At 66.6% G+C, this 25,608-nt stretch carries 25 protein-coding genes; 17 read left to right on the top strand and 8 right to left on the bottom strand.

Annotated features, from left to right (window positions below; genetic code table 11):
- The first annotated feature begins 11 nt into the window (after window positions 1-11).
- The 4 genes from AC4D2Q_RS07390 to AC4D2Q_RS07375 all read left to right on the top strand — a co-directional run bounded on the left by AC4D2Q_RS07390 (window position 12) and on the right by AC4D2Q_RS07375 (window position 3,583).
- Window positions 12-896, top strand: a complete 885-nt coding sequence (locus tag AC4D2Q_RS07390; RefSeq protein ID WP_490945867.1) for a biotin--[acetyl-CoA-carboxylase] ligase — start codon at window positions 12-14, stop codon at window positions 894-896.
- The gene (locus tag AC4D2Q_RS07385; protein ID WP_490945866.1) at window positions 893-1,468 is read left to right on the top strand and encodes a PH domain-containing protein; all 576 of its coding nucleotides are present in this window, start codon (window positions 893-895) and stop codon (window positions 1,466-1,468) included. Before AC4D2Q_RS07390 ends, AC4D2Q_RS07385 begins: the two co-directional genes overlap by 4 nt.
- Window positions 1,461-2,648 (top strand): adenylate/guanylate cyclase domain-containing protein, encoded by a 1,188-nt coding sequence (locus AC4D2Q_RS07380; protein ID WP_490945865.1) that lies wholly within the window; start codon window positions 1,461-1,463, stop codon window positions 2,646-2,648. The genes AC4D2Q_RS07385 and AC4D2Q_RS07380 overlap by 8 nt, the downstream gene beginning before the upstream one ends.
- 131 nt (window positions 2,649-2,779) lie before the next feature.
- Complete coding sequence (locus tag AC4D2Q_RS07375) at window positions 2,780-3,583, top strand: PP2C family protein-serine/threonine phosphatase (protein ID WP_490945864.1); 804 nt, start codon at window positions 2,780-2,782, stop codon at window positions 3,581-3,583.
- 29 nt (window positions 3,584-3,612) lie between these two features.
- Here AC4D2Q_RS07375 and eccCb read toward each other — a convergent pair whose 3' ends face one another.
- From eccCb to AC4D2Q_RS07350, 5 genes are read right to left on the bottom strand one after another with little or no spacing between them, the layout of a single operon-like run.
- On the bottom strand, window positions 3,613-5,316 hold the full coding sequence (gene eccCb, locus AC4D2Q_RS07370; protein WP_490945863.1) for a type VII secretion protein EccCb: 1,704 nt from the start codon (window positions 5,314-5,316) through the stop codon (window positions 3,613-3,615).
- Window positions 5,247-7,688 carry a type VII secretion protein EccCa gene (gene eccCa, locus AC4D2Q_RS07365; protein ID WP_490945862.1) on the bottom strand — a complete coding sequence of 814 codons (2,442 nt, stop codon included), beginning with the start codon at window positions 7,686-7,688 and terminating at the stop codon, window positions 5,247-5,249. The genes eccCb and eccCa overlap by 70 nt, the downstream gene beginning before the upstream one ends.
- Window positions 7,685-8,746 carry a hypothetical protein gene (locus AC4D2Q_RS07360; RefSeq protein ID WP_490945861.1) on the bottom strand — a complete coding sequence of 354 codons (1,062 nt, stop codon included), beginning with the start codon at window positions 8,744-8,746 and terminating at the stop codon, window positions 7,685-7,687. The genes eccCa and AC4D2Q_RS07360 overlap by 4 nt, the downstream gene beginning before the upstream one ends.
- The gene (locus AC4D2Q_RS07355) at window positions 8,743-10,083 is read right to left on the bottom strand and encodes an EsaB/YukD family protein (protein WP_490945860.1); all 1,341 of its coding nucleotides are present in this window, start codon (window positions 10,081-10,083) and stop codon (window positions 8,743-8,745) included. The genes AC4D2Q_RS07360 and AC4D2Q_RS07355 overlap by 4 nt, the downstream gene beginning before the upstream one ends.
- Before the next feature lie 5 nt (window positions 10,084-10,088).
- A complete protein-coding gene (locus AC4D2Q_RS07350) occupies window positions 10,089-10,331 on the bottom strand; it encodes a hypothetical protein (protein WP_490945859.1) in 243 nt (80 codons plus the stop codon).
- A 141-nt stretch (window positions 10,332-10,472) separates the two neighbouring features.
- Between AC4D2Q_RS07350 and AC4D2Q_RS07345 the strand changes: the two genes are divergently transcribed.
- Window positions 10,473-10,790, top strand: coding sequence for a DUF6457 domain-containing protein (locus tag AC4D2Q_RS07345; protein ID WP_490945858.1), 318 nt, complete (start codon window positions 10,473-10,475; stop codon window positions 10,788-10,790).
- Between the two features lie 67 nt (window positions 10,791-10,857).
- Here the strand turns inward: AC4D2Q_RS07345 and AC4D2Q_RS07340 are convergent, their stop codons facing one another.
- Window positions 10,858-13,200 (bottom strand): FdhF/YdeP family oxidoreductase, encoded by a 2,343-nt coding sequence (locus AC4D2Q_RS07340; protein ID WP_490945857.1) that lies wholly within the window; start codon window positions 13,198-13,200, stop codon window positions 10,858-10,860.
- A 360-nt stretch (window positions 13,201-13,560) separates the two neighbouring features.
- Between AC4D2Q_RS07340 and AC4D2Q_RS07335 the strand changes: the two genes are divergently transcribed.
- The 4 genes from AC4D2Q_RS07335 (at window position 13,561) to AC4D2Q_RS07320 (ending at window position 17,411) form a co-directional block, all read left to right on the top strand.
- Window positions 13,561-13,896, top strand: coding sequence for a hypothetical protein (locus AC4D2Q_RS07335; RefSeq protein WP_490945856.1), 336 nt, complete (start codon window positions 13,561-13,563; stop codon window positions 13,894-13,896).
- A 50-nt stretch (window positions 13,897-13,946) separates the two neighbouring features.
- Window positions 13,947-14,252 (top strand): pore-forming ESAT-6 family protein, encoded by a 306-nt coding sequence (locus AC4D2Q_RS07330; protein WP_490945855.1) that lies wholly within the window; start codon window positions 13,947-13,949, stop codon window positions 14,250-14,252.
- Between the two features lie 130 nt (window positions 14,253-14,382).
- Entirely contained in the window at window positions 14,383-16,620 is a 2,238-nt protein-coding gene (gene ligA, locus AC4D2Q_RS07325) for an NAD-dependent DNA ligase LigA (protein ID WP_490945854.1), read from the top strand.
- Window positions 16,617-17,411: an inositol monophosphatase family protein gene (locus AC4D2Q_RS07320; RefSeq protein WP_490945853.1), complete on the top strand. Its 795-nt coding sequence runs from the start codon at window positions 16,617-16,619 to the stop codon at window positions 17,409-17,411. The genes ligA and AC4D2Q_RS07320 overlap by 4 nt, the downstream gene beginning before the upstream one ends.
- 39 nt (window positions 17,412-17,450) lie before the next feature.
- Here AC4D2Q_RS07320 and AC4D2Q_RS07315 read toward each other — a convergent pair whose 3' ends face one another.
- Window positions 17,451-18,215, bottom strand: coding sequence for a class I SAM-dependent methyltransferase (locus tag AC4D2Q_RS07315; protein WP_490945852.1), 765 nt, complete (start codon window positions 18,213-18,215; stop codon window positions 17,451-17,453).
- 69 nt (window positions 18,216-18,284) lie between these two features.
- Window positions 18,285-18,617: an ArsR/SmtB family transcription factor gene (locus AC4D2Q_RS07310; protein ID WP_490927229.1), complete on the bottom strand. Its 333-nt coding sequence runs from the start codon at window positions 18,615-18,617 to the stop codon at window positions 18,285-18,287.
- A gap of 163 nt (window positions 18,618-18,780) precedes the next feature.
- Between AC4D2Q_RS07310 and AC4D2Q_RS07305 the strand changes: the two genes are divergently transcribed.
- The 8 genes from AC4D2Q_RS07305 to gatC all read left to right on the top strand — a co-directional run bounded on the left by AC4D2Q_RS07305 (window position 18,781) and on the right by gatC (window position 25,605).
- Window positions 18,781-20,394: an ABC transporter substrate-binding protein gene (locus AC4D2Q_RS07305; RefSeq protein WP_490945851.1), complete on the top strand. Its 1,614-nt coding sequence runs from the start codon at window positions 18,781-18,783 to the stop codon at window positions 20,392-20,394.
- A 3-nt stretch (window positions 20,395-20,397) separates the two neighbouring features.
- Window positions 20,398-21,414: an ABC transporter permease gene (locus AC4D2Q_RS07300; RefSeq protein WP_490945850.1), complete on the top strand. Its 1,017-nt coding sequence runs from the start codon at window positions 20,398-20,400 to the stop codon at window positions 21,412-21,414.
- The gene (locus AC4D2Q_RS07295) at window positions 21,407-22,288 is read left to right on the top strand and encodes an ABC transporter permease (protein WP_490945849.1); all 882 of its coding nucleotides are present in this window, start codon (window positions 21,407-21,409) and stop codon (window positions 22,286-22,288) included. The genes AC4D2Q_RS07300 and AC4D2Q_RS07295 overlap by 8 nt, the downstream gene beginning before the upstream one ends.
- 68 nt (window positions 22,289-22,356) lie before the next feature.
- Entirely contained in the window at window positions 22,357-23,193 is an 837-nt protein-coding gene (locus AC4D2Q_RS07290; RefSeq protein ID WP_490945848.1) for an ATP-binding cassette domain-containing protein, read from the top strand.
- Window positions 23,183-23,821 carry an ABC transporter ATP-binding protein gene (locus AC4D2Q_RS07285; RefSeq protein WP_490945847.1) on the top strand — a complete coding sequence of 213 codons (639 nt, stop codon included), beginning with the start codon at window positions 23,183-23,185 and terminating at the stop codon, window positions 23,819-23,821. The genes AC4D2Q_RS07290 and AC4D2Q_RS07285 overlap by 11 nt, the downstream gene beginning before the upstream one ends.
- Window positions 23,822-24,011: 190 nt before the next feature.
- A complete protein-coding gene (locus tag AC4D2Q_RS07280) occupies window positions 24,012-24,458 on the top strand; it encodes a TraR/DksA family transcriptional regulator (RefSeq protein ID WP_490945846.1) in 447 nt (148 codons plus the stop codon).
- Between the two features lie 135 nt (window positions 24,459-24,593).
- A complete protein-coding gene (locus AC4D2Q_RS07275) occupies window positions 24,594-25,088 on the top strand; it encodes a GNAT family N-acetyltransferase (RefSeq protein ID WP_490945845.1) in 495 nt (164 codons plus the stop codon).
- A 220-nt stretch (window positions 25,089-25,308) separates the two neighbouring features.
- Entirely contained in the window at window positions 25,309-25,605 is a 297-nt protein-coding gene (gene gatC, locus AC4D2Q_RS07270) for an Asp-tRNA(Asn)/Glu-tRNA(Gln) amidotransferase subunit GatC (protein WP_210230431.1), read from the top strand.
- Window positions 25,606-25,608 lie beyond the last annotated feature (3 nt).

Genomic DNA, 25,608 nt, shown 5'->3' with positions numbered 1-25,608 from the left:
AGATCGGAAGCATGCATTTGCGTTACTCCAGCATGGAAAGACCAGGGCTTGACCAGGAGCGCCTTCGCGCTGCTCTCACGGCACCCCACGGGCCTCTGTCCCAACTGGACGTGGTGGCGGAAACGGGCTCCACGAATACGGATCTCGCGGAGCGGGCGCGCCTGAACCCGGCCGAGGTCCCCGACCTGTCCGTGCTGACGGCCGACATGCAGACCGCCGGCAAGGGCCGGCTGGGCCGGGCCTGGATCGCGCCGCCGCGCTCCTCGCTCTTTGTGAGCGTGCTGCTGCGCCCTGTGAACGCCGACGGCCGCCCGCTGCCCACCCAGTCCTACGGCTGGCTGTCCCTGCTGGCCGCCCTGGCCCTGGCCGAGTCCGTTGCCGCGCGCACCGGCGTCGAAGCCCGGCTCAAATGGCCCAACGACGTCATGGTCGACGGACGGAAACTCGCCGGAGTCCTGGCCCAGCTGGTGCCGGATTCGTCCGGCGCTCCGCCCGCCGTCGTCGTGGGCGCGGGCATGAACGTTTCCCTCACGGACGAGGACCTGCCGGTTCCCACGGCAACGTCGCTGCTGATGGAATATGCCTCCACCACGGACCGCAACATTCTGCTGGAGGACTATTTGCGGCAGCTGGCCCGGAGGTACGAACAATTCCGGGCGGTCGACGGCGACGCTTCCCGGCCGTGGGCGGACGGGACGTCGCTGCTGGAGAAAATCAGCGCCCGCATGAATACCCTCGGCCGGGAGGTCCGGGCGGATCTTCCGGGTGGGGTCTCCCTGACGGGCCGGGCGGTTGCCCTGGACCCGCACGGCTCATTGATTCTCGTGGACGGAGCCGGCGAGCGGCACGCCGTCGTGGCCGGTGACGTGGTGCACCTGCGCGCCGTCCAGGCGTGAGCATCCGGCTGAAACTCGCTCCCGGCGAACGGATCATCGTGGCCAGCAGGCCGCATGCCCGCCAGCTGGTCTGGCCGGTGGTGCTCGCCGTCGTGGTGTGCGCCGTCGCCGGTTTTGGCTGCGGCTACCTCAGCCGTGACGGACTGCCCACCGGTCTGGTCAGCTGGAGCGGGTACCTGCAGGCCGCCGTCGTGCTCGGAGCGGCGGCGTTGCTGGCGCGGTTCTGCGTTCCTCCGGTGCTGCGCTGGGCTTTTGCCTCCTACATCGTGACCAACCGGAGACTGATCCACCGGCAGGGAGTGCTCCGCCGGCGCGAACGGGAACTGGGGCTGGCCTCGGTTGTCCAGCTTGAGGCGTGGCAGACCTTCGCCGACCGCATTCAGCGTTCCGGAACGCTGGCCGTAGACGTGGGATACAACCGGATGGTGCACTACGAACACGTTCCGGAGGTGCACAAATTCAAGGCCATTGTGGTGGGGGCGATCGACCAGCTCCCACTGACCGCCATGTTCGATGGTGTAGATATTGAAGGAGATGGGGAATACGACTACGAAGGGAGGGGAGATGAGTGAGGAAGGCCGCGACACTGCCGCGGATCCCGAACCCATGACCCTGTCCATGCCCACTATCCGCCCCCGGATTCAGCACGACGACGACGGCGCCCCCGGCACTGCGGGCAACGCAGACTCTGCGGCTGCTGACGATGGATCGGATTCCGCCGTCATTGACCGCGAGGATGTCCGGAAGCTGGAAGCGCAGCTGATCGGCGGCCCGCGGACACTCAAGCGGCGCGAAGCTGCCGCCGAAGCAGGCGTGTCGCTGCTGTCCGCACGCAAACTGTGGCGGGCGATGGGCTTCCCCAACCTCGACGACGACGCCGTGTTCTTCACCGAACAGGACCGCGAGGCCCTGACGACCGTGATTGAACTTGTCCGGGATGAGCAGCTGACCGAAGAGGCGGCGATCTCGATCATGCGCTCCATCGGCCAGATGACGGACCGCATGGTGGTCTGGCAGATCGAAGCCCTGGTGGAGGAAATGGTGGTCCAGCGCGGCATTCCCGATGCCGAGGCACGCAAGGCTTTGGTGGCGGCGCTGCCGGCCCTGATCGAACCGCTGGAAAAAACCCTTGTCTATGCTTGGAAACGCCAGATGAACTCCGCCGTGCAGCGGCTTGCCCTGCGCGCCGAGGCCGGACTGGCCAGCCACGACGGCTCAGCGTCGGACGACAATCCGCTGCCGCTGGCCCGCGCCGTCGGGTTTGCCGATCTGGTGTCCTACACCTCCTTGTCCCGGCAGATGAACGAGAAAACCCTGGCCCACATGGTCCAGCGGTTTGAGCACAAATGTGCCGAAATCATCTCCGTGGGCGGGGGCCGGCTGGTGAAGACCATCGGCGATGAAGTGCTCTTCAACGCCGAAACCCCCGAGGCCGGAGCGGAAATCTCGCTGGCGCTGGCCAAGGCTTTCACCGAGGATGACCTCCTGCCGGCCGCGCGCGTGTCCCTGGTCTGGGGACGGGTGCTTTCACGGCTCGGTGACATTTACGGCCCCACCGTGAACCTTGCCTCCCGGCTCACTTCCCTCGCGGAGCCAGGCACCGTGCTGACCGACGCCTCCACCGCGGCGGCGCTGCGCAACAACGAGAATTTTGTTTTGATCCCGCACCAGCCGCGCAACGTTCGCGGTTTTGGGGAAATCCATCCGGTGACTCTTGCCCGCGGTACGGGGCAGGGGCTGATTCTTGACTAGTACGGGGACTGCCCCGGATTCCGCTAGGGTGATCACCACAAGGCGTAATATGTGTCACTGCTGTGGTCCACACAGCGGGCAGCTTCCGGATAGGGCGTGAATTGAACTCCGACGATACGACATCCCCGGGCATGGAACTCCGAGCAGTCTTTGGCTATGCCTCGGACCGCGGCCTGCGGCGGGAACAGAATGAAGATTCGCTGATCGCTGCGGACCCTGTATTTGCCGTGGCCGACGGCATGGGCGGACACGAAGCCGGGGAAGTGGCCAGCAGCATCTGCGTCCGCACCCTGGGCGACGCCCCCTTTGTCGGCCAGCATCTCCCGGAGATCGGGGCTGATGATTTGCGCGTGCTGCTGCGCGACGCCGACGCCGGGATCCGTGAGGCCACCGGCGGCCGTGCAGGGACCACGCTCACCGGCGCGGTCCTGGTCCGCGAAGCAGGCGTTCCGTCATGGCTGGTCTTCAACGTAGGCGACTCCCGGACCTACCGCCTGACCGGCGGCGTGCTGGAACAGATCACGGTGGACCACAGCGAGGTTCAGGAACTGGTGGACATGGGCCAAATTACGCCCGATGAAGCCCTGATCCATCCGCGCCGCCACGTGGTGACCAGAGCGCTGGGAACCGGCAGCGACACGGAGGCCGACTACTGGCTGATCCCGGCCGAACCCGGAGACCGGCTGCTGGTCTGCTCGGACGGACTGACCGGGGAAGTCAGTGACGGACAGCTGGAGCAGATCCTGCGCTCCGTGGACAACCCGCAGGACGCCTGCGCCTCCATGGTGGACGCGGCGCTGCGGTCCGGAGGCCGGGACAACATCACCGTCCTCGTAGTTGACGTTGAAGGCGCCGGGGAACGCAGCGGCGCGTCCTCCGCGACCCTGCCCGGCGCAGCGGAGCATCAGCCCGCGGCAGGATCCGCAGGGGCGTAGCTGCTGGTCCTTTTGGGGAAACAGCTGCCTTAGGACGCGGCCGCCGCCGAGTCGGCGGCCGCTTGCGCCTGCTCGTTGTGGAACAGCTGGAGTACCCGGACGGGTTTGCCGGCCTGGACCAGCTGGGCCCGCCCCGGGGGAAGCGTCCGGGCACGGACGCCGTTGATCAGTGTGCCCTCCGCGCGGTCCCCCGAGAGGATCAGCGCGCTGCTGCCCGAGTCCCGCAAAGAGGTGAAGAACGGCTCGTACATGCCCCGGCTGGCTCCCCGGACCCGGCGCGTGAGGACGGCATGGAGACCGATTTCCGCTGCCAGGGGCAGGAAAGGCGTCAAGCGCGCCAGCGGCGAAGAGCCGCCGGCAGTCAGGACGTCATAGTCGTCGATGATCAGCACAACGCGGGGCAGGCCGGCCAGTTCCGCGGGAGCGGCCGAGATCCGCTTTTCGAGTTCGCCGGCTACGGCCGCGGCTAGCTGCTCTGCCAGGACGGCGCTGGTGGCATATCCGCCAACCGATGCCGCGGGCACCTCTCCGGCGAGCGAGTGGCGGGGATCGAACACCGCAAAGACAATGTCCTCTGCCCGGTGCTGCTGACTGAGGCGGCGGATGACCGACAGCAGGGCATTGGTCTTACCTGTTCCGTCATCGCCCATAATCACCAGATGCCGTTCCCTGCTATGCAGGTCCAGGATTTCGGTGCCCAGGTCGGATTCACGCAGACCCAGGGGGACCGACGCCGCTGCCTCCGGGGTGGTCACCGTTGCCGCGGACACCAGGCCGGGCAGGACCCGGACCTGCATGGCGCGTTCCCCGGTGGAAGCGGCAACGGCCGCCACCAGGCCGCGCAGACCCCGGGCAGCGGTCGTGTCTTCCGGATCCGAATCCACCCGCGGCAAAGCGAAATGTCCCTGCAGCCTGCGGTCGGTCAGTGCCCGGCCGGGGCTGCCCGGGCTGACTGCTTCGGCGAGCTTGCGTCCGTGGACGGATTCCCCGGGATCGGCCAGCCGCAGCTCAATCCGGTTTCCGAAGAAGCTCTGCTGCGAAATACGGATTTCATTCATCCTTGAGCAGGCCGCAATCACATGGATTCCGTAGCCCGCGCCGCGGCTGATTAGGGCGTGGACGGGTTTTTCAATGTCCTCAAACTCGTCGCCGAGCTGTCCGTAACCGTCCAGCACCAGGATGACGTCCGCGCTGGACAGCTCAGGGATCAAGCCCTCAGCCGACATCCGCCGCAGCGTCGGCAAGGAATCCACCCCGTATTTCTCGAACACCTGCTCACGCACGGCCAGCATGGCCAGGAGCTCGTCGACGGTGCGCCTGATGACCTCCCGGTTGGTGCGGACCGCTATCCCGCCCACGTGCGGGATGCCCTCGAGCGGCATCAGCGCACTGCCGAGCAGATCAATGCCGTAGATCCCCACTTCCGCCGGGCTGTGGGTCAGGGACAGCGCCGCGACGATGGTGCGCAGGGCTGTGCTCTTGCCTGTTTGGGGACCGCCCACAATGGCGACGTTTCCGCCGTTGGCAGCCAGGTCCAGTTCCCAGATGCCCTGCCACTGTTTGGCCGGGTCATCAAGCAATCCCACGGGTATCCGCAGGGAACCGCCCTGACACAGTCGCAGGCCCGGCCCGGTGGAGAGGCCGCCCGCAGCCCGGTCGAGGGCTATCCCCTTGGGCAGCGGCGGCAGCCAGATGGGCGCGACGGCACGCGGGAACGCCGCCAACGTATCCATGAGCGCCGACAGGACAGTGGGCCCGGTGGTGCGTTTGGGCGCCGTCGACGTTGCCGTCGACGCCGAAGCCGGGCCGGTGCTTTGGCCGGCCGGGGAGGGATCTGCGGCCTCCAGCGAGGCAGCATAGCGGGGGACCGCCAGGACCTGCGGCGCGGGTTCCTCGGCGTCCGCCCCTCCGGCCTGCCCAGGATGCCCGACCCGTCGGATTCGTTCTCCTGCCGGTCGGCCTCCAGCGGCCCCGACACGTAGCCTGCCTTGAACCGCGTGTAGGTGGTGGTGTCCACCTTCAAATATCCGAATCCCGGCACCGGAGGCAGATGGAAGGCATCGGGGGTGTCCAGCACGGTTCGGGACTCCGCTTCGGACAGCGTCCGCAGCCCGATCCGGTAGGAGAGGTACGTGTCCAAACCGCGCAGCTTCCCGGATTCGATCCGCTGGCTGGAGAGCAGCAGATGCACGCCAATGGAGCGGCCGATCCGGCCAATGGACAGAAACAGTTCAATGAAATCCGGGCGCGCTGTCAGCAGTTCTCCGAACTCGTCAATGATGACCACCAGATGCGGCAGGGGAGCGGCCTCCCGGCCCTGCGCTTTCAGCTCCTGCCGGTACAGCCGGTAGTCGGTGATGTTGGGGAGGTTCCCTGCGCTTTTGAGGACTTCCTGACGCCGCTGGATTTCGCCGGACAGACTGGCATACACGCGCTCGATCAGGCTGACGTCGTCGGACAGGTTGGTGATCACCCCTGCCACCTGGGGTGCCTCGGCAAACGGAGCAAAGGTGGCTCCTCCCTTGTAATCCACCAGCACCATGGCGAGGACGTCGGGGGAGTGGGTGGCCAGCAGCCCCGCCACCATGCTGCGCAGCATCTCGGATTTGCCCGATCCGGTGGCACCCACACAGAGTCCGTGCGGTCCGTGCCCGGACTGGGCGGACTCCTTCAAATCCAGCAGGGCGGGCCTGCCCCGGTCATCGGGTCCCAGCGGAACCCGCAGGAAGTCCACGTCACTCCGGGGTTTCCATAACCGCCGGATATCCGCGGCATCCAGGTTGGGGGAGAGCCCCAGCATCTCCAGAAACCCCTGGCCGGTGTCTTCGGCGTCGTGCTCCAGCGAATCCGGGGACAGGCGCAGCGGCGCCAGTTCCCGGGCGAGGGCCTCGGCCACAGACAGCGGAAGGGCATCCAGCGTGCCGTGCTCGACGGCGGGAAGCAGCGGATCCCCGCGGTAGTTCTCCACACTGAACATCCCGGGATTGGCCGGGTCCTCGCTGATGCGCAGTGAAACCTCGCCCGGTTCCTGGGAACGCTCGGACGCCAGGAAGATGGTGGTGATCCCCAGGGACCCGGGTGTTGCCTGCTGATCCGCCGTCTGAAGTTCCGCCGGGAGCCGGCCATACGAATCACTGAGCACCAGCAGCCGGGGCAGGGCTGCGCCCACGCTGCCGCGGAGGAAGTTCTTGCGCGATTGCGCTGCGAGAGTTGAGCGGTGGTTCAGGTCTTCGGCGAGGACGTCGCCCAGGGCATCCGCTGAGGGCGCCAGCCGGCGGACCGGCCCGGTGGGATGCGCTGACCGCTGGTCCGCCAAATGCGGAAGCCAGGTGGCCCAGTTCCACTCATCGCGGCGGTCAGGCGGCAGGATGAATGCAAGATGAAGGTCCTCGGGAGAGTGGAACGCCGCGGCTTCAAGGAGCAGGAGGCGAGCCACCTGCGTCACGAAGGTCCGGGATCCCACCACCGAGACGTTTCCGGCACAGTCCAGCGGAAGGGTCAGCGGCAGCTCCGGACCGGACTCGTAACGGCGTTTGAGGATTTCCACTTCCGCCGTCATGAAGGCGTCGGTCTGGGCCAGCGCGGATCCGGCATTCTGGATGATGATGTCCCGGGCGTGCCGGGAACCGCAACCGATCCTCACCTGCAGGAAGTCCTCGTGACGGCGGCGGCGTTCCCAGATGCGCCGGGGATCCCTGACGATGTCGAACAGCGCATCCGGAGGCGGGCTGACCTTCCGGGCCACAGCCAAAGCGGTCTGCTCATCTGCGCGAAGGGAGGCCCGGGAACGTTCCAGATACTCCAGATAGTTTTCGCGCTGCTCCCGGCGCTGCTTTCCCTGCCGGCCTCGCTGGCTGAGCATCATCAGCACCGAGGCAATAATCGTCGCGATCATCGTGAGCGCCCCCACTGCTGCCAGCGAAGATCCGCGGAACAGCATCATGACCGTCATGGACACGCCGGCCCCCAGCAGGGGAACCAGCGACATCATGTTCATGCCGGTTTTGCCGCCTTCAATCGGCGGCGGAGCGTCAAGGGTGAACGCGTCCATGGTGCGTGCCGGTGCCGTGGTCCGGGACGGCCGGTGCAGGATCTTGGTACTCATGCGGAAGCTCTCCGGGGCGGCCGGTCTGCGGCGGCTGGTGCAGCAGCGGGTGCGGCGACGGCGGCGGACAAGACGCGCGAGGCCAGCGATGCCGCCTCCAGCCGGGTGCGGCGGGAACACCGGGCCGGGTCCACTTCCAGCCCCGCCGCCAGATGCCGGTCATAGCCCAGCGAAGCGGCGTCGATTCCGGAGCGGCGCAGCTTGCCCGCTTCCCGGGCCGCATTAAAGTCGCTGTCCCTGTCCGACTGAACCACCAGGACCAGCAGGGGTACACCGCCCAGAAGGGGGTCCAGCTCCCAACCGGAGGCGTATTCGGCAGCATCGGCCAGGCCGGAAGCGCTCGCCGGCGTCACGAAGAGAGCCAGATGGGCCTGAGCCAGGACCCGCCGAGCGTCCGGATCACCGAGGCCGGGACCGCAGTCGAAAAGAGTGACGGAACAATAGCGGGAAATGATCCGCAGCAGCGAGGCGGCGGCGTCGTCGGGCCCGTTGTCCGTTTTCTCCCCGTTGTCCGTTTTCGCGCCACCGTCCGGCCGGCTGCGCGGGCCGCCGGCAGCGGGGCCGGGCGGAAGCCAGGCCGCCGGCACCGGCCGAACCCGGGCCGGCCCGGCTCCCGATCCGGCCACCGTCCAGGACCGGGGACGACGGCGGCCGGTAACCAGCAGGTTGGCCGGCCCTGCCACCGTCAGCAGGGCGGCGAGCTCGCGCAGTGAATCCGGAGCGGCAGGCCCACAGCGGGCAGCAACTGCGTCCAGGGACGGAGCCCCCGGAACGCCCATCCGGAACCCGAGGGTGCCGCTCTCCGGGGCATTGTCGACGGCGGCCACGGCGTCAGCGCGCAGGGCGGCGTAGACGCGGGCCAGCAGGGCTGCCGCAGTGGTTTTGCCTGCTCCGCCCCTGGAGCCCACCACGGCGATGCGGCGGCCGGTGGTGACCGGAAGCTGGGTTCCCGCTGCTGCTTCCGCCAGCCGCTGGGGATAGTCATCCGCGCGGAAGAGACCGGCCGACCCTGCCAGAACACGCAGCAGGGAGGACCCGGCGGGCCGCAGGACGGTCATGAAAAGCTCACGGACAGCTGGCTGAAGATGCCGAGCATGCCCGCTGCCAGCGGGACGGATGCCAGGATGGCCGCAGTTTCCATCCGTTTGGCCAACAGCCGGAAACGGGCCCGGGCATGGTCCGGGAACGAACCTGTTAGGAAAACGCAGGCGGCGGCAGCAAGGCCCAGAACCGCCGCGCCTACGGTCCAGGACGGGATGTCCGGGAGCCGAAGTCCCGCCAGCACCGCGGACACCAGCCCGACGGCGGCGGCAAAGTAAAGCGCAAACCGCTGCGCGGCCAACGGAAAGGACCTCGTACGCAGGAACACTGCCAGGGTCAGCGCCAGCAGCAGCGGAAGCGTCCAGTGTGAACGCTCCGTGTCCGTACCGAGCAGCCACAGCCCCGGCGCGAGGCACAGGCCCGCAATTACGGTTCCCAGCGTCAGCCCCTCGTGCGCGGCGGCCACGGCGTTCCGTGCATCGGTCCGCGGAACCGTGCCGCCCTTGGCCCGCTGGTCATCCAGGGCGGCCAGGCCGGAGGAGGCCAGTGCCAGCCGAGGCAGTACGCCCAGGAGCACGGTCCCCGCCAGGGCCGCCAGCGCACCGGCCTGCACCGGATCCCGGGCAACAGCGGCAGCTCCGGACCACAGCAGGGCCGCCAGAACCAAGGTTCCCGCTCCGCTGACCAGGGCGCGCGGACGGGCGGAACCGGCGGCCAGCGCCAGCAGGGCGAGCGCGGACAGCCCGGCCAGCAGCAGGGCAGCAGCCGGAAGCCGGTGCGGGGCGCCGCCGTAGGCATGGAGCGCGGCGCCGAGGCCGGTGAGCCAGCCGGCGCAAACCACGGTGAAGGCGAGGGCGGCCCGCCGCGGCGGACGCCCCGCGGCCGCTCCGGCAGCCAGCAGCAGCACCGAGAGCACCGGCAGCAGCCACGGGACCGATCCCGGCGCGAGGATTTCCAGCAGAATCTCCGCAGCGGCCCAGAACCCCGCAGCGGTGAAGGCTCCTGCCGTCAGGTCACTGAACCGGCGGGACCATCTGCCCGCCACGGCGCTGCCCTCATCCGACACCAGGTCCGTGACGTCATAAACCACGGCGGCGGGCGGGGCATCGGCCGCGTTGCAGAGGAGAAGGGACGAGCCGTCCAGCACCCGGGCCTGATCCAGCGACTGTTCGGCGTGAAGTTCGGTGCCGTCACCGGCCACCAGGACCTTGGCCGCTACCTGCTCCGCCGGCGTATCCTCCAGAAGGTTCAGCACCTGCGGCAGGAGCAGTCCGACCGGCTGGTCCGACGGCAGCAGCAGGTCGGCGTGTTTGCGCGGTCCCACCAGCGTGACGCGGGTGAAGGAGTGTGCCATGGCGGTCACGCTTCCAGCAGGTTGCTGACGAAGGAGTAGCCCACGCAGAGGGCGGCAATCACGGCGGCGGCAGCAATACTGAGGAAAAACAGCCTGTTGCTGTCCAGCCAGCGCCGTTCATGGGGGTTCTCCCCGAAGAGAAAGGCGGTCAGCAGCCGGTGCCGGCGCACGGTGACCGACTCAATGAGCTGATTGTCGTAGTCGCTGGCCATGAAGGTCCCCTCGCCCTTGGACACGTTGGGCTTCATCCTTACACCGCAGGCAGGCAATCGGGGCAGGGAAGGTGCAGCTGTGGACAACCTTGTTTGCGGTGCGGCGGGACGGGGCGTTGTGCAAAACTGTGGCCGGTGCTAATGCTTGTTGCACCAGCCCGCACCTAAGGAGATGTTATGAGTACTAATCCCGACGCCGAAGAGCGCAATCTGAGCGAATGGAGCCGCCGCCTGACTCAGGCGCTGCAGATCCTGGACCTGGAAGTGGACCACAAGATGCTGGTGGAGCTGGCGGACAAGTCATCCAGGACCGTGGGTAACAACGCCGGCCCGATCAGTACTTTTTTGGTGGGATATGCAGCAGGGCTGTCCAAGACCAGCGGACGCAAGGCAGCGGATGAAGCGGTTCAGACAGCCGCTGAGACGGTCTCCACACTCGCAGAAACCGGGCTGGAAGGTCCTGGCGAGTCAGGCTGGAAGAACTCGGCACAGTAGCCGGGAAGAACGCCGGAGGGAGCTTCAGCCAGTGGCCGAAGCTCCCTCCGGGGGTTGATGGCCGGCTTTAGGCCGGCGTGCGGGTCTTGAAGTCCTCAACCTGCTCGTGCTCGGGATCGAGGTTGCGCTCCACCCGCACCAGCACGGTTTTGGACACCGGCGTATTACTTCCCTCTGCCACGTGGTCCATGGGGACCAGGACGTTGGCCTCGGGATAGTAGGCGGCAACACAGCCGCGGGGCGTGGGATACGAGACCACACGGAACTTCCGCAGAACCCGTTCAACGCCGTCGTGATGCACCCCGTGGATGTCCACGAACCGGCCGTCCTGCAGCCCCAGTTCCATGATGTCTTCAGGGTTCATGAACAGCACGTGGCGGCCGCCGCGGATACCCCGGTAACGGTCGTTGTGCCCGTAGATGGTGGTGTTCCACTGGTCGTGGGAGCGCAGCGACTGCAGAATAAGCGTTCCCTCGGGGCGTTCCACGGCCTCCAGGTCGTTGACCGTCAGCACCGCCTTGCCCGTGGGGGTGTGGAAGGTGCGCGAATCGCGGGGACCGTTGGGCAGGACAAAGCCGCCTTCGTGCCGGACCCTCTCGTTGTAGTTGTCGCATCCCTCCACCACGCGGGCAATGTGGTCGCGGATCAGGTCATAATTCTTCTCATATCCGGCCCAGTCGGCGTCGATCCTGTCGCCGACGACGAGCGCCCCCAGCCGGGATACGATGGCCGGTTCCGAGAGCAGGTTGTCCGAGACCGGCTTGAGGTTGCCGCGCGAGGCGTGCACGTTGCATACGGTGTCCTCCACCGAGACGAACTGCGGACCGCTTTCCTGGATGTCCTGTTCGGTGCGCCCCTTGGTGGGCAGGATCAGCGCTTCCTTGCCGGTAATCAGGTGCGAGCGGTTCAGCTTGATGGAAATCTGCACGCTCATGTCGGTCTTTTGCATCGCCGCTTCGGCGAACTGGGTGTCGGAAATGGCCGAGATCAGGTTTCCGCCGAGTGCCAGGAAGAACTTGATCCGTCCCTCCTGCATCCGGTAGAAGGTGTCGACGGCGTCAACACCGTGGTCCCGGGGCGGATCAAAGTTGAATTCCTTGCCCAGCGCGTCCAGGAAGGCCGGGGGCATCTGTTCCCAGATCCCCATGGTGCGGTCACCCTGGACGTTGCTGTGTCCGCGGATGGGAGCGGCGCCGGCTCCGGGCTTTCCGATGTTCCCGCGCAGCAGCAGCAGGTTGATGATTTCCTTGATCGTGGGCACGCCCTTCTTCTGCTGCGTGATGCCCATGGCCCAGGTGATGATGACCTTGTCCGCCTTCAAGTAGCGGTCGGCGAGCTCGTTGATCTGTTCGATCGGCAGGCCGGTGGCCTCCACCACGGTCGCATCATCAAGCTGGAGCAGATGCTCCTTGAGGTCCGCCAGTCCTTCGCAGTGCATGTCGAGGAAGTCGTGGTCCAGGACGCTGCCGGGATTGCGTTCCTCGGCCTCGAAGACGCGCTTGGAGATGGCCTGCAGCAGTGCCATGTCCCCGCCAAGGCGGATTTGCAGGAACTGATCCGCCAGTTCCGTTCCCTTGCCGGCAATCCCGCGCACTTTCTGCGGATTCTTGTACCGGCGCAGGCCCGCCTCGGGCAACGGATTCACCGCGGCAATGCTGCCTCCGTTGCGCTTGCACTCCTCCAGAGCGGTCAGCATGCGCGGATGGTTTGTTCCCGGGTTCTGGCCCATCAGGATAATTAGATCGGCCTTGCCGAAATCGTCATAGGTCACGGTGGCCTTGCCGACGCCGATGGTCTGGCCCATGCCCCACCCGGAGGACTCATGGCACATGTTGGAGCAGTCCGGCAGGTTGTTGGTACCGAAACCGCGCACCATCAGCTGGTAGAGGAACGCTGCCTCGTTGGAGGTGCGTCCGCTGGTGTAGAACGCAGCCTCGTGCGGAGAGTCGAGGCTGTTGAGCTTGTCGGCCACGATCCGGAACGCTTCGTCCCAGCTGACGGGGTGGTAGTGGTCGGCACCGGCCGGCTTGTACACGGGTTCGGTCAGCCTGCCCTGCATGCCCAGCCAGTATTCGGTGCGCCCGAGGAGTTCGCTGATGCTGTGCTCGGCCCAGAACTCCGAAGAGATGACGACGGGCGTCGCCTCCCAGGTAACTGCCTTGACCCCTTCTTCGCAGTATTCGAACTTGCTGCGGTGATTGGGATCCGGCCAGGCGCAGCTGGGGCAGTCGAAGCCGTCCTTCTGGTTCATCTTGAAGGTGGCGTCCAGTGTCCGCTTGACGCCCATGTGCTCAATGGCAGGCCTGAGCGAGTGATAGACCGCCGGCGTTCCCGCGGCCCACTCCCTCGGGGGTTTGACCTGAATATCCTTCTCGTCCACGTTTTCCACCCGCGGTTCTTTCCGTACCACTTATGCACTTCCCTTCACCGTCCGCCGTCGGCAGTCCGGAACCTTTTTCTCCGGGCAAACCGCCCCATCCGTAGGAATAGGCCTAGCAGGTGATGCATCCCATAGCAAGGTTTGTGCCGTCGCACCCCCGATGTGAGGCCAGCCGGAAGGGGCTTGCAGACGCCTTTCATCCTGCCGGGGCAAAGGGCCGGCGAGGCGGCGGCAGGTTTATCCACAGCCGCGCGGAGCCTCGTGGTGTTGTGCGGAGCCTGCGCATTGGATGGTGCCATCGGCGGACGGACCCGACAGCCCCGGGAGGGAAGCGGGGTCCCGCGCCGGATCAACCGGATGAGGGCGCGCAGGCGCTGAAAGTGAGCAGTAATGAAATTCGACATGGGTTCGCAAACGCTGGGGACACTTGCCCGGCAGACGGGTTCTTCGAGCGAAGACCTGGGTCAGCTGGTTCGCGCGCTGGTGGAGGCGGCAGCCCCTTTGGAAGGCAAATTCAACGGTTCGGGCCGGGTGAAGTTTGACGAGTTCAAGGCCCGCACCGACGAGGTGGCGAAGGAGCTCAACGGATCGCTGGCGGCCATCCTGGCGGGACAGTCGGAAATGGACCGTTCCTTCCGGCTCGGGGATCAGGAAGCTGCGGACAATGCCGTGCAGCAGGAGGGATCTGCCAGCTTCGATTCTGCGCGCTTCGGCTCCTCCCGCTGACGGCCTAACTTCCCTGCACCCCTTTGTTTCTGATCGTGAAAGGCTTTGCCATGTCCCCGGACCGTTTGAGCTATGACACCGACACGTCCTCCGCCGTACAGGGGGAAATCCAATCCCTTGCGGGCCGCCTCGAATCGCTCATCGGCGAGCGGGAGAAAGCGGTCAATTCCGCCATGTCCGATTTCTCCGCCGACGGCGTCTCAGAGGAGTACCAGTCGGTGGAGAACCGTTTCCGCAACGCTGCCACCGAAACCCGGCACATCATCGTGCTGGTGAAACAGACCCTGAACCTGAACGACCAGAGCGCGTCCGGTGCCGGGTCCCGGGCTAGGAGTGCGGTGCAGAACATCGGCTGAGGGCCGCCGTCAGCTGTGCGGCGGGGCGAGGGGACCAGGCCGGAGTGTCAGGGCTGCCACGGAGGGGGCGGAATGCGGCAAGATTGGTTAGGTGAGCATAGCCAAGACATCCCCGGAAGAATCCGGCCCCGTGAAATCGTCCTCTGCCGCCGCCGTCGATTCCGTGAGCACTGATACCCCTCCCGCTGACGCCCTGCGCGAGGAATACCAGAGCCTCGCCGACCAGGTGCGCAAGTACCGCTTTGCGTATTACAACGACGACGCCCCGCTGGTCTCGGATGCCGAGTTTGATGGGCTGTACCGCAGGCTCGAAGAACTTGAGGCGCTGCATCCCGAACTGGTCAGCAACGATTCACCCACCCAGGAAGTGGGCGGGGAGGTTTCCGCCGCGTTTGCCCCGGTGGAACATCTGGCACGCATGTACAGCCTGGAGGACGTTTTCTCGCTGGACGAGCTGGATGCCTGGGTCCGCAAGACCGAGGCATCCGTTGCGAACATCGCCCCCGGCGAAAAGATCAAATGGCTGACCGAGCTCAAGATCGACGGCCTGGCCGTGAACCTGCTCTACCGGAACGGCGAACTGGTCCGGGCAGCCACCCGCGGCGACGGAACCACCGGTGAGGACATCACTCACAACGTGCTCACCATTGCCTCCATCCCGCGGAAACTCACCGGAGAGGATCTTCCGGCCGAGATGGAAATACGCGGCGAGGTATTCATTCCCTCCCGGGAGTTCACCCGCCTGAACGAGTCCATGGTGGAAGCCGGGAAGGCGCCGTTCGCCAACCCGCGCAATGCCGCCGCCGGCTCGCTGCGGCAGAAAGACCCCGAGGTCACCGCACGGCGGCCGCTGAGCATGTACGTGCACGGCATCGGGGCACGCGAGGGACTGGCTGCGGGCAGCCAGTCCGAAACCTACGAGCTGCTCAAGCAGTGGGGCCTGCCGACGTCGCCCTATTACAAGGTGCTGGACACCTACGACGAGGTGCTCGACTTCATCGCCACCAACGGCGAGCACCGGCACGATCTGTCCCACGAGATCGACGGCATTGTGGTCAAGGTGGATGACTTCGCCCTGCAGCGCGCCCTGGGCAACACCTCCCGGGTGCCGCGCTGGTCCGTGGCCTACAAGTATCCGCCGGAGGAAGTGAACACCAAACTTCTGGACATCCGGGTGAACGTGGGCCGCACCGGCCGCGTCACGCCGTACGGCATCATGGAGCCGGTGCTGGTCTCCGGCTCCACCGTGGAAATGGCCACCCTGCACAACCAGGACGTGGTCAAGGCCAAGGGCGTGAAGATCGGCGACATCGTGGTGCTGCGCAAGGCCGGCGATGTGATCCCCGAGATTGTCGGCCCGGTGATGGCACTCCGTGATGCCCAGGATCCGCCCGTCCGCGACTTCGTGATGCCCACCCACTGCCCCTCCTGCGGCACCGAACTGAAGCCGGCCAAGGAAGGGGACGTGGACATCCGCTGCCCCAACGCCAAATCCTGCCCCTCCCAGCTGCGCGAACGCGTGTTCCATCTGGCCGGGCGCGGCGCCTTCGATATTGAGGCCCTCGGCTGGGAAGCGGCCATCGCGCTCACCTCGCCCACCGAACCGGAAATCCCGCCGCTGACCAGCGAGGCCGGCCTGTTCGACCTGAAAATCGAGGATTTGGCGGACGTCCGGATCGAACGGCCCAAGCGCATCAAGGGCGTGGTGGACGGCACCGAGCTGGTCCCGTACTTCTACACCAAGGGCACGGCCAAGAAGCCGTCCGAGCCCAGCGCCACCACGCGCAAGCTCTTCACCGAACTGGAAAAGGCCAAAACCCAGCCGCTCTGGCGGGTCCTGGTGGCCCTGTCCATCCGGCACGTGGGCCCGACTGCGGCACGCGCCCTGGCCGGCGCCTTCGGTTCCATGGAGGCTATCCGGGCTGCGTCCGAGGAGCAGCTGGCGCACGTCGACGGCGTGGGCCCCACCATCGCCGCCGCCCTGACGGAATGGTTCGCCGAGGACTGGCACCGCGACATCGTGGATGCCTGGGCCGCCGCCGGAGTGCGGATGGCGGACGAGCGCGACGAGTCCATGCCGCGCACCTTGGAGGGCCTGACCGTCGTCGTCACCGGCACCCTGCCCAACTTCAGCAGAGATGAGGCGAAGGAAGCCATCCTGACCCGCGGCGGCAAGGCCTCCGGCTCGGTCTCGAAGAAGACCGACTATGTGGTGGCCGGGGAGAACGCCGGAACCAAGCTGGACAAGGCCGAATCCCTGGGTGTCCGGGTGATCGACGAAGACGGCTTCCGCATCCTGCTGGCCGAAGGTGCGGTGCCGCTGGACACTGCAGCTGACGGCCCCGTCCCGGAGGAAGGCACCGAATGAGCCCGCTGCCCGATCCCGCTGATCCGCTGGAGCTGCTCGATGTGGCACGGGAGGCGGCCGCGGCAGGCGCGGCTGTCCTGGCCAGGCGGACCGCGGAGGGACTGAACGCGGTCAACAAGAGTGCCGACGGCGACTGGGTCACCGAATTCGACACGGCCGCCGAGCGGGCGGTCCGGGAGGTCCTGGCCCGGCTGCGCCCGCAGGACACCGTCACGGGTGAAGAGCTGGAGGCCAGCGTTCCGGCGCACGCCTCGGGCATCCGCTGGTCCATCGATCCGCTGGACGGCACCACCAACTTCATCCGCAACATCGTCTATTACGCCACCTCCGTGGCCGCGGTGACCGACGACGGCGTCTGGCTGGCCGGCGTCGTCCACGCACCGGCGCTGGTGCGCGTATATTCGGCCGCCCGGGGACACGGGGCCTGGCTAACCGAACACGGCACGGTCCGGAAACTGACCGGACCGGACCCGGAACGGACCGGCAAACTGCTGGGCACCGGATTTTCCTACGACGCCGGCGTGCGTGCCGAACAGTATTCCGCGCTGGGGGAGCTGGCGGCCGGATTCGCCGATGTGCGCCGGCTCGGGTCCGCAGCCCTGGATCTGTGCCTGGTGGCTGACGGCACGCTGGACGCCTATGTGGAGCGCGGCCTCAACGAATACGACTACGCCGCCGGGGCACTGATTGCCGAGGAGGCCGGAGTTCCGGTCCGGCGCCCGGATACACCGGGCAGCGATGCGGAGCGCCTGCAGGCTGTGACGGCAGCCGGAGCTGCCGTAGTTTCTTAGCCGTAATTTCTGAGCCGTGATGCCTTAGGGGAGTGGATTTCAAGCGCGGGCAGCGACAATGATCTCGCGGCTGGACTCCGGGTCCAACGGCCCGCCGTTCCAGTCGCCGTACCAGTCCACCGGCCCGAAGCCCGCCTCCTGCAGCAGCCGCGCGAGGACGTCGGCCGGTGTGAACTTCAGGGTGCTGCGGCTGGCGAAGCGCTCGCCGTCGGCCAGGAAACGGGTGCGGTCCTCGAAGGTGACCAGGACGCCGTCGGGCTCCTCCGTGACGGAAATCAGTTCCCATTCCACTTCCAGCGTTCCCGCGGAGGATTCCTGCAGTTCCGGTCCCGTGCTGGCGCTGTCCCACTGAAGCCACGCCTTCGCAGCCGGGTTGCGGGTTTCAAAATAAAAGGTTCCCCCGGGGGCCAGCCGGGCATGCACCGCCCGGAGCGAGGCGAGGATCCCGGCTTCGGTGAGCAGGCACTGAAATGCATGCCCGGTCATCAGCGCTGCATCAAAGGGACCCGCCGGCAGGTCCTCGGCGGTTCCGTGCAGCCACGTCACCAGTTCCCCGCCGTCGCGTGACCGCGCGGCATCCAGCATCCCCGATGCCGGATCAATGCCGGTCACCGCATGCCCGGCCCGGGCCAGTTCCACGGCAAAGCTGCCGGTGCCGCAGCCGACGTCGGCAATCCGCAGCGGCCCGCGCTCTTCACTGAGCGCGCCGAGCATGCCGGCATAAAAGTCGATATCCCAGCGGCCGGCATTGTCCTCGTCGTAGAGCGCCACCAGACGGGGCTCGTTGTAATGCGCATCAACCATTGCGTGTCCCCGGTCCTGTTCGGCGCACCGCTCCTGAGGGCAGGCTGCGACTGTTGGTGTTCCGCAATGCTAGCCGGAATGCGGCGCCCCGATGGTGTGCAGCAGGGTGTGCAGCGATTCGTCCACCAGCCGGTAGCGGTGCTCACGGCCCACTTTCTCCACCACCGCCCATTCCCGGTCCCGCAGCGGGCGCAGCGATTGGCTGACCACCGTCTGTGACACCCCGGCCGCGGCGGCCAGCCGGGTCACCGAGATCTCCGGGCTGAAGTGCAGGCACAGCAACAGCTTGAGCCGGGTGGGATCGGACACCAGATCAAAACGGGCGGCCCACCCCTGCACATCAACGGCTCCGGGCACGTCCTCCACGGCGTCCACGGCAGCTCCGGCCGGCAAGGGTTCCATACCTCGGAATCCTCGCAGAGCCCCGGCACGGCGCACAACCGGTTCCGGGGCAAGGAACGCAATTGGTGAATTGGTGCCGTGGACGGGCGGAAAGGATGGTGCCCGCCCAGACGCTGATTCATCATTGTCTGCACAGGCATGCATACGTCGACGGGAAGCCCTCATGGTAGAAACCAGGTTCCGGAAACTGTCCCTAACGGCAGCCACAGCCCTGCTGCTGGCGGCGTCGGCCGGTTGCGTGACGGCCCCGGAGAACTCCACGGACAGTGCCGCCCTGGTCCTTGCGGATGCAAACGAACTCGGCCAGTTCAACCCGGTGGGCGGCCACGGGGACAGCGGACAGTCGCAAATCTATGACGGACTCCTGCGGCTGGCGCCCACGGACGGATCCTCCTCCCTGCCCGGCCTGGTTCCGTGGCTGGCCACCGACATGCCGCAGAGCAACGCCGACGGCACCCAGTGGACCGTCCGGGTCCGCGACGGAGTGAAGTTCAGCGACGGCACCGCCCTGGATGCCGATGATGTTGCTGCCACCTATCAGGCGGTCATCGACCCGGGCTCGGCGTCCGAGCTGGCCCCTTCCTACGCCATGCTTCAGGAGGTCACCGCCGGCCCGGACGGAACCGTCACCTTCACCCTGAAGTATCCGTATGCGGGGTTTGCCAGCCGGCTGCTGCTGGGCATCGCGCCCTCGGAGCGGCTGACGCCGGGCCTCGCGGCGGAATCACCCCTGAACTCCGACCCGGTGGGAACAGGCCCCTATACCGTCACGTCGCTGCGCGCGGATGAGATGGTCCTGAGCGCGAATGAGGACTACTGGAACGGTGCGCCGGAGGTCAAGACGGTAACGATCATCCATGTCCCCGACGACAACTCGCGGGCCCAGCGGCTTCAGTCGGGGGAGATCGACGGAACCGTCCTGCCGCCGCGGCTCGCCGCCGACTACGAAGACAAACCGGGGTACTTGCACGAGGCCGTGGGCACCGCTGATTGGCGTGGGCTGTCCCTGCCGTCCGGCAACGCCTTCGCCAGTGACCCCCAGGCCGTCATGGCCATGAATCTGGCTGTTGACCGGGCGGGCATTGTGGAGCATGTGCTGGATGGCCGCGGCACTCCCGCGCACACACCGGTGGCAGCGGTTTACGGAGAAGCGTACGATCCGCAGGCCGAGTTTGCCTCCGACCCGGAGGCGGCCGCGGCGCTCCTCGATGAGGCAGGCTGGGTCACGGGCGAGGACGGAGTGCGGGCCAGGGACGGTGTCCGGGCAGCCTTTGAACTGGCCTACAACGCGAGTGACACCCTCCGCCGGGACCTGTCTCTGGCGTTTGCCTCGGACATGTCCAAACTCGGGGTGGATGTCACGCTTCTGGGCACGGACTGGAGTGTCATCGAGGAACGGCGCAACGACGTCGCAATCCTGCTGGGCGGCGGCGACAAACCCTATGATTTGGATTCGCAGCTGTTCGAGACCCTGCATACGGCGCTGCCTGGCTCCGGCTCACCGTTTGCCAACCCGGGCAATACCGGCAGCACCGCGATGGATACCCATCTGGAGGCGGCCCGGAAGAGCCCGGATCCCGCCGAACGCACCGCCCACTATCTGGCGGTCCAGGACCTGTACATGCAACAGCCCGGCTACGTCATGCTGGCCTTCATTGACCATAACTACATCCAGCGGGAGATGGGCTGGCAGAACGTCCAGACCGTCCTGGAACCGCATGCCCACGACGTCGGGTGGGGCTTCTGGTGGAGCCTGCGCGACTGGACCCGGGACTAGCGCGTGCCTGCGGAAGCTCAGCTGCCCGCACGGCGGTCACGCCGGCGGCGCGCGGAGCTCGGAACCATCATTTTCCGGCGCTGCGCCCTCGGGCTGCCGATTGTTCTGGGTGTGAGCCTGCTGGTTTTCCTGCTGGCCGGAATCTCGCCCTTCGATCCGCTTGCCGCCTACTTGGGGGACCGCTATGTCCAGGCCACGGTGGAACAGAGAGCAGAGCTCTCGGCAGCCCTCAGCCTGGAAACCCCCTGGTACTCCGCCTGGTGGCAGTGGATAGGTTCGGCTCTCACCGGTGACCTTGGACAGTCAAGAGTCTTCCGGCAGCCGGTGACAGCGGTCGTGTCCGAGCGGCTGCCCTGGACGCTGCTGGTTGCCGGAACAGGATTGTTCCTCGCGGTGGTCAGCTCGCTCCTGATGGCCATGCAGTGCGCCCGCCGTCCGGGCGGACTCCTGGACCGGGGCGTGGGTGCTGCGGCCGCCGTCCTCCAGGGGCTGCCTCCATTTGTCATTTCACTGGGTCTGCTGGGAGTCTTCGCCGTGGCCGCCGGATGGCTGCCCGGCGGCGGGCTGACGGATCCCGGCGCCGAGCTCAGTGCCGGACAGCTGGCCCGGCACATGGTGCTGCCCGTGCTGGCCACAGCGTTGTCGCAGCTGCCCTGGCTGCTGCTGTCCCTGCGCGTTTCCGTGACCGGGATCCTGGGCTCCGATGCGGTGCGCGGTGCCCGCCTGCGCGGATTGCGCGAGAGGACGGTGATCCGCAACCATGTGCTGCCGGCGGCGCTGGCGCCTTTCATCGCTGTGCTCGGATCGCGGCTTCCCGAAGTGATCGTTGGGGCTGTGCTGGTGGAGACGGTGTTTTCCTGGCCGGGACTGGCCGCGGCAGTGGTGTCTTCGGCGCAGGCACTGGACTTTGCCCTGCTGGCGGCCCTCACGGTGATGACCACCGTTGCCGTGCTGGCAGCAGCCCTGCTCGCGGACCTCCTGTACGTGCTGATCGATCCGAGGGTGACCGCCGATGTCTAGTTCCAAAGTTTCCAGCCACCACCTCGGACCGGTCCTGCGCCAGGTGGTTTCCCCGGAGCGCAGCCGTGCCGGCAAGCGCACGGGTGCACTCATCGGCGCGGCCGCGCTGGTGTGCATTGCTGCCTATGCAGTGTTGGTTCCCCTGCTGGCCGGCACGGACCAAAAGCTGACCGATTTCAGCTCCGGCCGCCTGCCGCCGTCGTCCTCCCACCTGTTCGGAACAGACCACGCCGGCCGTGACCTGTTTGTCCGGCTGGCCTCAGGGCTGCGGATCTCGCTCCTCATTGCTGCAGTCTGCGCCGTGCTCGCGATGGGCCTGGGAATGCTCGCGGGCTCCGTCTCCGCGGCGCTCGGCGGCCGGGCAGACCGAATCATCATGCGGTGTATCGACGCAGTCAACGCTGTTCCGCATCTGCTGCTGGGTGTGGTCATCGTGGCAATGTTCCGGGGGTCGGTCATCGCCATCATTGCCTCCATCGCTCTGACGCACTGGACCCAGGTTGCAAGGATCGTCCGGGCGGAGGTCCTGTCCGTGCGCGGCCTTGAGTATGTGGAAGCGTCCTATCTTCTGGGCAGGACGCGTGCCCAGGTCCTTCGGCAGCACTTCCTGCCTGCGGCGCTGGGGCAGGGAACGGTGGCCACGGTGATGCTCCTGCCGCATGCCATCTGGCATGAGTCCACCCTCTCCTTCCTGGGACTTGGGCTCTCCCCGGACCGGGCGTCCCTGGGCACACTGCTGCAGGAAGCCCAGGCCGAGGTGATGCTGGGCGGATGGTGGGCCCTGGTGTTCCCCGCGCTGCTCCTCGTGGCTACGACCCTGGCAATTGCCGCCTGCGGGTCCGGACTGGTGTCCGGAACGGGAGGCCGGTCGTGAGCGTCGCCATTCGGGCCGAAGGGCACACTGTTCGAATACCGGTCACTGTTCGGGGAAGGGCAGCGTGGGTGCATGCTGCAACTGATGTTGCTTTCACTGCCTGCCGCGGCAGGATACATGCGGTTGTAGGGGAATCAGGCTGCGGAAAGACAACTCTGGCCGCTGCCGTCCTGGGCATGCTGCCGGCGGGTACGCGGGCCGGCGGCCGGCTGGAATACGTTGACCGTGACGGAACGGCGACTGCCCTGACCGGTGCGGGGCGTGCCGCGGCTGCCCGGACGGCCGCGCTTCGGGGCCGGAAAATCGGCTACGTTCCGCAGTCCGCAGCCACCTATCTCACGCCGGTTCGGCGGGTTGGCGCGCAGTTGCGGGAGACGGTCGGCGAACTTCGGGGAAAAGCCGCTGCGGAGGAGCTGCTGGACCGGGTCCACCTGGATGCGGGTGCTCTGGAGGCGTTTCCGCACGAACTGAGCGGCGGCATGCTGCAACGCGCCGCCCTTGCCTTCGCCCTCGCCGGGGACCCTGACGTATTGGTGGCGGATGAACCGATCTCCGGCCTGGACCCCGGCCTGGCGCAGCTCACCCTGGGACTGCTGCGCAGCACAGCGGACTCCGGGACCGCCGTCGTCCTGATCACGCATGACCTGCAGGCGCTCGCCGCTGAAGGCACCGCGGACGAGGTCTCCGTGATGTACGCAGGGCGGATCATTGAGACCGGCCCTGCCGCCCGGATCCTGACGGCGCCAGCGGAGCCGTACACCGTTGACTTGCTCGCCGCCCTTCCGGCCAACGGGCTGCATCCAATGCGGGGCCTGCCGCCGGAGCTGACAAATCTTCCGCCGGACTACACCTACGCGGACCGGCTGCAGGCGGCGGAAGAATTGGAGGCAGACCATGCCCGGTGAACTCAGCGCCGTAAAAGTGGGGTTCTCCTACGGCGGCAGGACGGTGCTGCAGAACGTGAGCCTGAGGATCCCCGCAGGCAGCCAGGTGGGGCTGACAGGGCCTTCGGGCAGCGGTAAGACAACCTTGGCCCGGGTACTGGCCGGAGTGCTGCCGCCGTCGGCGGGGCACGTCGCCTGCAACGGTGCGATTGTTCGTGGGGCGGGCGACGGCGGCATCGCCATGCTGTTTCAGTCCCCGCGCCGGTCCTGCAGTCCCCGGATGACGCTGCGCGCCGTTATCGCGGAGGGCTTTTCCGGTGTCCGCCGTTCCGCGCGGCGCAGGGAGGTGCATGCGGGCGTGGCGCAGCTCGCGGGCAGGGTGCAGCTGACCGCTGACCTGTTGGACCGGTATCCCCACGAGGTTTCCGACGGCCAGCTCCAGCGGGCCTGCCTGGCCCGCGCCTTGGCCGCCAAACCCCACTACCTCATCTGTGACGAGGCGACTGCCATGCTTGATGCCGCCACAACTGCGGCCGTGGTCCGGACCATCGGCGATGAAGTCGCTGCCCGCGGTCTTGGAGTCCTGGCGCTGAGCCATGACAGCCGGCTGCTGGATGCCTGGTGCGGGACCGTCACGCACCTGCCGTAGCCGGTTCTGCGCGCAGGGAGGTCAGTGCTGCAGCAGGCCGGCGCTTCTGGGAAGGGTCCATAGCCGGATCCGCCCGATCGGAGCCGCTTTAAGCCCTGAGGAAAGCGGCGTTCTGCGGCCGGGTGTTCGGACGGGAGGGAGCGGATAATCTATGACACTGCTTGGCATTCAGGGACCAGGAGGAACCCCCATGACACGTAAAGCACCTGCCGCTCCGCGCAAGACCTCAACAGCTGCGGCCGCAACCGTTCCGGCTCCCAATCGTGCCACCCCCGCTGATTTGGACAAGGCCCATTTTGAGCAGCTTCTGGACGAACGCATCGACTCCGCCCGGGAAAAGATCAGCCGTGTTGTGGCGGACATCCGCGAGGTAACCCTCGCCGCCAAGGACACTCCCGCCGACGACGAGCACGATCCCGAAGGATCCACCGTCTCCGTGGAACGCAACAATGAAATGGCCCTGCTCGCGGCAGCTGAAGCCTCGCTCATTGAACTCCTTGATGCGCGGGTCCGGCTGGACGAAGGCACCTATGGAGTCTGTGAGATGTGCGGCAATCCCATTCCGGCGGAACGCCTGGAAATCCGGCCCGAGGCCCGTTTCTGCGTTGCCTGCGCGGCGGCCGCACGTCGCCGGTAGCCGGCTGCTGCCGGGGCTGCATGCGTGCCCGTTCGCCCCGGCGGTGTCCGGCGGCACGACCGGCATTAAGGAGCTGATTTCGGCGGCTAGAATCATCGTTGGAAATCAAGACCGACGCAAGGATTCGTACCACGCATGAGCATCACAATCCGGCAGGCTACCGAGGCAGACTTCGACGACATCCGCCGGATCACCCGTGACGCGTACCTCAGTGCCAACTTCATCGAGGCGGACAACCCCTACGTGAAGGATCTGGAAAACGTAGAGGACCGCGCCGCCAACGCGCTGGTCTGGGTTGCTGAACTGGACGGCAAAGTGGCAGCTTCGGCAGCCATTACTTTTGCCGGCCAGCCCTACACCGACATTGCGATCGAGGGCGAGCTGGAGTTCCGCATGCTTGCCGTGGACCCCGCACTGCAGCGCGGCGGCGTCGGCCGGGCCCTGGTCGCAGCCATCATTGACTACGCCCGCAGCCTTGACGGCATCCATGCCGTCAGCCTGACCAGCATGACGCCCATGACCGGTGCCCACGCGCTTTACAGGTCCATGGGCTTCAAGCGCGTTCCGGAACGCGACTGGGTTGTGCCGGATGAGGACATCCTCCTCTGGGTTTTCGTTTTGGAGCTCTGACCCGCATCTCGGTGCCTTCGGGCAAGACAGTTGGGAGACCCCCATCCGTGCTTTCTGCGGGTGGGGTTTTCTTGTGGCCTGCTCCGGGGTGCCCGAAGGAATGGTCGGAGGGGCGCGACGACGGCGCTTCCCCTCCCGCGCGCTCCGAAAAACGGCACCACCAAACGCCGTAGACTGGAACGGATACCTTTTTATCCGAAAAAAGACGCATGGGAGACTCATGTCTGAGATCAATCGTGAGGCTGTGGCGCACCTGGCGCATCTGGCCCACATTGAGATGACCGAGGATGAACTGGCCAAAATGGCCGGCGAACTCGATGTCATTGTTGATTCGATCAAATCCGTTAGCGAAGTTGCCGGTGAGGACATCCCCGCCACTTCCCACCCCATCCCGCTGGTCAATGTGTTCCGCGAGGATGTTGTAGGGCAGACCCTGACCAATGAAGAAGCGCTCTCCGGTGCTCCCGACAATGCGGCCGGCCGCTTCAAGGTCCCTGCCATCCTGGATGAGGAGTAAAGA

It is taken from the genome of Arthrobacter sp. TJ-178 (assembly GCF_058269275.1).
The sequence above is the reverse complement of the archived record's forward strand: the minus strand, read 5'-3'. Positions and strand labels throughout refer to the sequence as shown.

Excerpts from the sequence above, each read along its gene's own strand:
- AC4D2Q_RS07330 (WP_490945855.1), top strand. The coding sequence starts at position 13,947 with ATGTCCCCGGACCGTTTGAGCTATGACACCGACACGTCCTCCGCCGTA.
- AC4D2Q_RS07310 (WP_490927229.1), bottom strand. The coding sequence starts at position 18,617 with ATGGAACCCTTGCCGGCCGGAGCTGCCGTGGACGCCGTGGAGGACGTG.
- AC4D2Q_RS07320 (WP_490945853.1), top strand. The coding sequence starts at position 16,617 with ATGAGCCCGCTGCCCGATCCCGCTGATCCGCTGGAGCTGCTCGATGTG.
- AC4D2Q_RS07390 (WP_490945867.1), top strand. The coding sequence starts at position 12 with ATGCATTTGCGTTACTCCAGCATGGAAAGACCAGGGCTTGACCAGGAG.
- gatC (WP_210230431.1), top strand. The coding sequence starts at position 25,309 with ATGTCTGAGATCAATCGTGAGGCTGTGGCGCACCTGGCGCATCTGGCC.
- AC4D2Q_RS07305 (WP_490945851.1), top strand. The coding sequence starts at position 18,781 with ATGGTAGAAACCAGGTTCCGGAAACTGTCCCTAACGGCAGCCACAGCC.
- eccCb (WP_490945863.1), bottom strand. The coding sequence starts at position 5,316 with ATGGATACGTTGGCGGCGTTCCCGCGTGCCGTCGCGCCCATCTGGCTG.
- eccCa (WP_490945862.1), bottom strand. The coding sequence starts at position 7,688 with ATGAGTACCAAGATCCTGCACCGGCCGTCCCGGACCACGGCACCGGCA.
- AC4D2Q_RS07375 (WP_490945864.1), top strand. The coding sequence starts at position 2,780 with ATGGAACTCCGAGCAGTCTTTGGCTATGCCTCGGACCGCGGCCTGCGG.
- AC4D2Q_RS07350 (WP_490945859.1), bottom strand. The coding sequence starts at position 10,331 with ATGAAGCCCAACGTGTCCAAGGGCGAGGGGACCTTCATGGCCAGCGAC.
- AC4D2Q_RS07355 (WP_490945860.1), bottom strand. The coding sequence starts at position 10,083 with ATGGCACACTCCTTCACCCGCGTCACGCTGGTGGGACCGCGCAAACAC.
- AC4D2Q_RS07285 (WP_490945847.1), top strand. The coding sequence starts at position 23,183 with ATGCCCGGTGAACTCAGCGCCGTAAAAGTGGGGTTCTCCTACGGCGGC.
- AC4D2Q_RS07380 (WP_490945865.1), top strand. The coding sequence starts at position 1,461 with ATGAGTGAGGAAGGCCGCGACACTGCCGCGGATCCCGAACCCATGACC.
- AC4D2Q_RS07345 (WP_490945858.1), top strand. The coding sequence starts at position 10,473 with ATGAGTACTAATCCCGACGCCGAAGAGCGCAATCTGAGCGAATGGAGC.
- AC4D2Q_RS07315 (WP_490945852.1), bottom strand. The coding sequence starts at position 18,215 with ATGGTTGATGCGCATTACAACGAGCCCCGTCTGGTGGCGCTCTACGAC.
- AC4D2Q_RS07275 (WP_490945845.1), top strand. The coding sequence starts at position 24,594 with ATGAGCATCACAATCCGGCAGGCTACCGAGGCAGACTTCGACGACATC.
- AC4D2Q_RS07360 (WP_490945861.1), bottom strand. The coding sequence starts at position 8,746 with ATGACCGTCCTGCGGCCCGCCGGGTCCTCCCTGCTGCGTGTTCTGGCA.
- AC4D2Q_RS07335 (WP_490945856.1), top strand. The coding sequence starts at position 13,561 with ATGAAATTCGACATGGGTTCGCAAACGCTGGGGACACTTGCCCGGCAG.
- AC4D2Q_RS07295 (WP_490945849.1), top strand. The coding sequence starts at position 21,407 with ATGTCTAGTTCCAAAGTTTCCAGCCACCACCTCGGACCGGTCCTGCGC.
- AC4D2Q_RS07280 (WP_490945846.1), top strand. The coding sequence starts at position 24,012 with ATGACACGTAAAGCACCTGCCGCTCCGCGCAAGACCTCAACAGCTGCG.